The organism is Vallitalea sp. (genome assembly GCF_025211055.1).
Taxonomy (GTDB): domain Bacteria; phylum Bacillota; class Clostridia; order Lachnospirales; family Vallitaleaceae; genus Vallitalea.
In genome coordinates this window covers 1-4,970 of record NZ_JAOARO010000075.1, presented here as the reverse complement: position 1 = coordinate 4,970, position 4,970 = coordinate 1, and the positions used below count along the sequence as shown (strand labels likewise).

The 4,970-nt window shown below is 30.2% G+C and carries 7 protein-coding genes; all 7 read right to left on the bottom strand.

The annotated features are described in order from the left end of the window. Nucleotides 1-280: 280 nt before the first annotated feature. A complete protein-coding gene (locus tag N4A55_RS10585; protein WP_293756029.1) occupies nt 281-508 on the bottom strand; it encodes an Imm74 family immunity protein in 228 nt (75 codons plus the stop codon). Between the two features lie 261 nt (nt 509-769). Further along, complete coding sequence (locus tag N4A55_RS10580; protein WP_293756028.1) at nt 770-919, bottom strand: hypothetical protein; 150 nt, start codon at nt 917-919, stop codon at nt 770-772. Between the two features lie 457 nt (nt 920-1,376). Further along, complete coding sequence (locus N4A55_RS10575) at nt 1,377-1,907, bottom strand: hypothetical protein (protein WP_293756026.1); 531 nt, start codon at nt 1,905-1,907, stop codon at nt 1,377-1,379. Nucleotides 1,908-1,918: 11 nt separating this feature from the next. Next, nucleotides 1,919-2,908, bottom strand: coding sequence for a hypothetical protein (locus N4A55_RS10570; protein ID WP_293756023.1), 990 nt, complete (start codon nt 2,906-2,908; stop codon nt 1,919-1,921). Between the two features lie 631 nt (nt 2,909-3,539). Further along, on the bottom strand, nt 3,540-3,695 hold the full coding sequence (locus tag N4A55_RS10565; RefSeq protein ID WP_293756021.1) for an Imm74 family immunity protein: 156 nt from the start codon (nt 3,693-3,695) through the stop codon (nt 3,540-3,542). A 149-nt stretch (nt 3,696-3,844) separates the two neighbouring features. After that, complete coding sequence (locus tag N4A55_RS10560) at nt 3,845-4,192, bottom strand: hypothetical protein (protein WP_293756018.1); 348 nt, start codon at nt 4,190-4,192, stop codon at nt 3,845-3,847. 14 nt (nt 4,193-4,206) lie between these two features. After that, the coding region (locus N4A55_RS10555) for a hypothetical protein (protein ID WP_293756015.1) at nt 4,207-4,970 on the bottom strand (764 nt) is incomplete at its 5' end.

Here is a 4,970-nt window from a genome sequence, read left to right as displayed (position 1 = left end):
TACCTAATGATTGCAAAGTACCTATCAAAAAATAATACCATCAGAGCCTCTACTTATATAACAACTATAGGTGAGGCTTTGTTATTTATTATACCAGATAGAGATTAGCATTAGTATGTGTGCAAGGTTTGACGCTTACTTTTTTTCTATTATTAATTGATTATCCATCTTTACCTCCAATTATAGGTCGAGTACTATTAAAACTCTATAATTCTAGAGTTAAAGCTCTTTTTTATTAGTACATTTATTTAACGAAGTATTGCATGATATAATTGTCTTACTATTCAAATTCAACTTTAAACTCTTTATCTTTGCAATACTCTTTTACTTCATCAATAATTAGATTACGAATTTCATCATTAAATTCTTCTAGTTGATGTGGTTCTTCCCATGCTTTCATTGTGTTCTTAAAAGCAACAAATCCCCCTATAACCATTTCACCTAGAACTTTAACCATTTTTCCATTATATTCAATTTTAACGTATGTAGACGTTCCTGTAATTTTCATTTTATTCACCTTTCAAAAATGACCGTTTCAACAAATGTTGCAGGGTCAATTGTTGTTATTTTAGTTACATTTTTATTAGCTATTAATGTAGGAAGTTCAACATTCTCCCAAATGTTACCTTTTCTAAGTTGACTCCCAACAATTGCTCGTACTTCACCAGAAACTTGATTTGAATTTTTTTAATGCCTCTACACTTCTGGCACCATAACCACCATATACTAAATTACGACTGGCTTCATATGTATCTTGTCCAACATATTTCTATATTACATTTTTATCTGTAAGTAGTATATCATTGTTTTCCAGTATTTGTACATTGACTCCTAGGCTTTCTAATATTTTTGATTGTATCAAGTATTCATTCTTAGTTATGTAAACATAGTCTCCATATATATCAATAAAATCTGTCATAGCTGATAGTCTGGCAAATTCATATAATCGTAAGGGGTTATAGTAAAGTCATCTTATCTATTGTGTTTTAACCAGATTGCATAGAAAATGATGCCAATAATAAAATTAATAATCCAAAATATTTCAACTAACTGTTAAGTGTAATAAAATTATTTTGTTACTTTATTCCACATTTAAATTCATAACTGAACGCATAAAATAAGTGTATGTATGAATTTTACATAATTCAAAAATTTGTACATACACTCATCTAATCAGCTAGTATAGTTCACTATCTTCTTTTATCATCTCAATTTGGTATTTCTCTATGTAAAAATGATTAATAATATATTTTATACCCATACCCATTAATATAGACAATATCAATGATATAAAACCAAGAATAGAATATTAACTTCCTATCCGTGGTTACCTCTTGTAGTAGTTAAGGTTTTGGTTTAGTAGGCACTGGGTGGGGTTATAAGACCGCTCCATCTTCAATATTAAAAGCAATTTCATAATCATCACCACATTTTAGCCAGACATTATCACTATTGAACTTGAAATCAATGACTATATCTGGTGTACCCATTTTCCATATAACTTTTCCGTTCTCATTTAAAACAGAGATACCAAATTCATGAATAATAGCTATTAAATTGCTTTCATAATAACATGCCATATCATAAATTAATGAATTCATCGTCTGCCTAAATTTGATATCCTTACTCTTTAATCCTATACCAACAACTTCGTTTTCAAATGTCAAAATCGCACAGTTATTGTTGTTTGTAATTAATAAATTAGGTTCTAAGCCATGATTATCATATTTTAGACCAATTAAAAGTTCTTCATCAGTTTTTATTTTAATAACATCATATGTGTCTACATACTGTTCATTAAAATCTAAGATTAGTTTAATGTCATATTCATTTACACAGTTGTTAAAATCGATTTCCGTTTTAAGTCTAGAGTAATTCAAACTTATACTATCAGTTATAATTTTCATCTATTCCCTCCTTACTTCAATTTTAATATTTTTTCAAGTAGTACACTTTTAGGGCCCTTACCACCTTTAACTATAATATTTTTCAGTACGTTACCATCCCACAACGTTTGAAAAACAGCTCCTCTTTCAGGTCCCATAATAAACGTTTCTCTAGTAGTACCTGTCCAATTTACTACTGGCTTGCCAGGTAATTCTTTCGCTACATATGACATTGGTTCTACACTGACTATACTATTTTGGTCATAATATGATTCTGTGAGTTTATCCATTATGAAACTTCGGTTGTCTGGTGTATCATATATTCCCATTTTATTAGCTAATTCATTCTTCATACCAGTTGTTCTGTCAATATTATGTGTGTTTCCAGTAGCTTCACCAAAAAGATAATCTAATTTCTTTCTAAAGTCAGGATTATCCATCCCTTCTAATAACTCCTCATCCTTATCCGTAGAATTCAAAGCATTTAGAATAAACTGTTCATCTGCATCAGTAGCACCTAAAGTACTATTATAATCAGCTATCATTTCTCTTAACATACCATTAGTTGCTAAACCTGATGCCATCCTGAATCCATATATGGATACTCCTTCTAGAAATACTCCTAAGGTGTTTAAACCATAAAATGTAGCAGCAGTATATGTAATAGGTTTAACTACGCTGAGTAGATCATCAGGTATTTTATCATTAACTTCCAGAGCAAAATCAGCATTGCTTTTTACAGTTCCCCATATATCACCTTTGGGGTTATCTGTTTTCTCCCAGTTAGACCATTTATGCTTATAATACTGAATTTCTTCTCCTGTAAGCAACTTATATAATTCTTCCCTAAGTTCTTTTTTATGTTCCTTCTCTTTTTGTGTATAACCTGGTATACCTGTTACATATTCTTTAGCTCCATGTGGGTCTATGCTGTATAGAAATTGTAAGTCATCTAAGGTTAAATCTAATGATCTATTTTGTACAGCATGACCTAGAGCTGTAGCTGATGAGGACTCATTCAATTTTCTTAATGCCTCTACACTTCTGGCACCATAACCACCATGTACTAAATTACGGCTAGCTTCATATGTGTCTTCTCCAACATATTTCCATATTATATTTTTATCTGTAAATAGTATATCATTGTTTTCTTGTATTTGTATATTGACTCCTAGCTTTCTGATATTTTTGATTGTATCAAGTGTTACCCACTATCTCCATATACATCAATCCATAGCTAATAGTCTGGCAAATTCATAGATATCGTAAGGTGTTATATTGAAGTCATCTTATCTATTGTATTTTAACAAAATCTGCATAGAAAATGATGATATACCAATAATAAAATTGATGATTCAAGACATTTCTCAACTAAATGTTAAGTGTAAAAGGATTATTTTATTAGCTTATTCCATATTTAAATTTATAACTCAACACATAAAATAAGTGTATGTATAAATTTTATATTTTTAAAAATTCGTACATACACTCATCTAACAGCTAGGATAGTTCACTATCTTTTGTTATCATCTCAATTTGGTATTTCTTTATGTAATAATGATTAATAATATATTTTATACCCACACCCATTAATATAGACAATATCAATGATATAAGTCAATCCACTTTTATTTTTTTTGGGATTACTTTAATCTATTCAAATTCAACTTTAAACTCTTTATCTTTGCAATACTCTTTTACTTCATCAATAATTAGATTAGGGATTTCATCATTAAATTCTTCTAGTTGATGTGGTTCTTCCCATGCTTTCATTGAGTTCTTAAAAGCAACAAATCCCCCTATAACCATTTAAGTTTATGTATCTTACCTGAGTTAATCCTAATTAATACAAATCTTAATTCATCATCTATACTATGTAGACAATATTTTACCGATTTAATAGTAGCTATATCCTAATTAAATTATTTATAACTTTGGATAATATCTTTAACTACAAACTATAAAACTTCGTCATAAGCTTCTACTAAGTTATCAACTATCTTCTTATCAAAATCATCGAATCTTTTATAAACAGTAATTTTATTTTTGTCATATCCAAGTTTAACGAGTGTTGCAATAGATAAGTGACCTATTGTATAGATACCCATTAATACATGTTCTTTATCGTGATAATTATTAATTTCCTTGAGCCTTGATATAATATTTGGTGCAGTGATTTGTCTTTTAACTATTTCTTTCATTACGTTACTTAACACAAAGACATTATCCAACAATAAATACTCTTCTAACTCTAGCTCTGATCTATTACCACTTTGTACCTCTCTAATAATTTTATGAGTACTCATATATCGTACCTCCTCTATTTACCTAGTATCTTGAATCGTTCTTGTCTATAATTCTCCCAAAGTTGAGTTGTAATATCTTTTAGCCCCATTTCATCAGCCATTTTAATTTCTTGCATATATGCCTTTAACTCTTTTATAATTCTTCCATTTTGGTCATATAATTGTCTCATTCCTTGGAATCCACCCGCCAAATCATCTAAATAATGTTGATATTCATGAACCAATGCACTGTATGAAGCATTAGGATCAATAATTAACTGCCCAGGTTCACCTGGTGACAGGCCAGGTGAATATGCCATTGCCCCATCACGATAAATGACTTCAACACCATCATCGCGTAATTGCTTTACTATTGCATTCCATTCATTAGGATTTGAATCAATTCCTGAACCAGCAAAATCTCTCATTGGGTCAGCAATATTTTTGCTAAATACCTTATTAGCATTTACAGTCCCCTCTAATAACTCCTCATCCTTATCCGTAGAATTCAAAGCATTTAGAATAAACTGTTCATCTGCATCAGTAGCACCTAAAGTACTATTATAATCAGCTATCATTTCTCTTAACATACCATTAGCTGCTAAACCTGATGCCATCCTGAATCCATATATGGATACTCCTTCTAGAAATACTCCTAAGGTGTTTAAACCATAAAATGCAGCAGCAGTATATGTAATAGGTTTAACTACGCTGAGTAGATCATCAGGTATTTTATCATTAACTTCCAGAGCAAAATCAGCATTGCTTTTTACAGTTCCCCATATATCACCTTTGGGGT

Coding starts and splice junctions, on each gene's coding strand:
- N4A55_RS10565 (WP_293756021.1), bottom strand. CDS start 3,695: ATGGTTATAGGGGGATTTGTTGCTTTTAAGAACTCAATGAAAGCATGG.
- N4A55_RS10560 (WP_293756018.1), bottom strand. CDS start 4,192: ATGAGTACTCATAAAATTATTAGAGAGGTACAAAGTGGTAATAGATCA.
- N4A55_RS10580 (WP_293756028.1), bottom strand. CDS start 919: ATGACAGATTTTATTGATATATATGGAGACTATGTTTACATAACTAAG.
- N4A55_RS10575 (WP_293756026.1), bottom strand. CDS start 1,907: ATGAAAATTATAACTGATAGTATAAGTTTGAATTACTCTAGACTTAAA.
- N4A55_RS10585 (WP_293756029.1), bottom strand. CDS start 508: ATGAAAATTACAGGAACGTCTACATACGTTAAAATTGAATATAATGGA.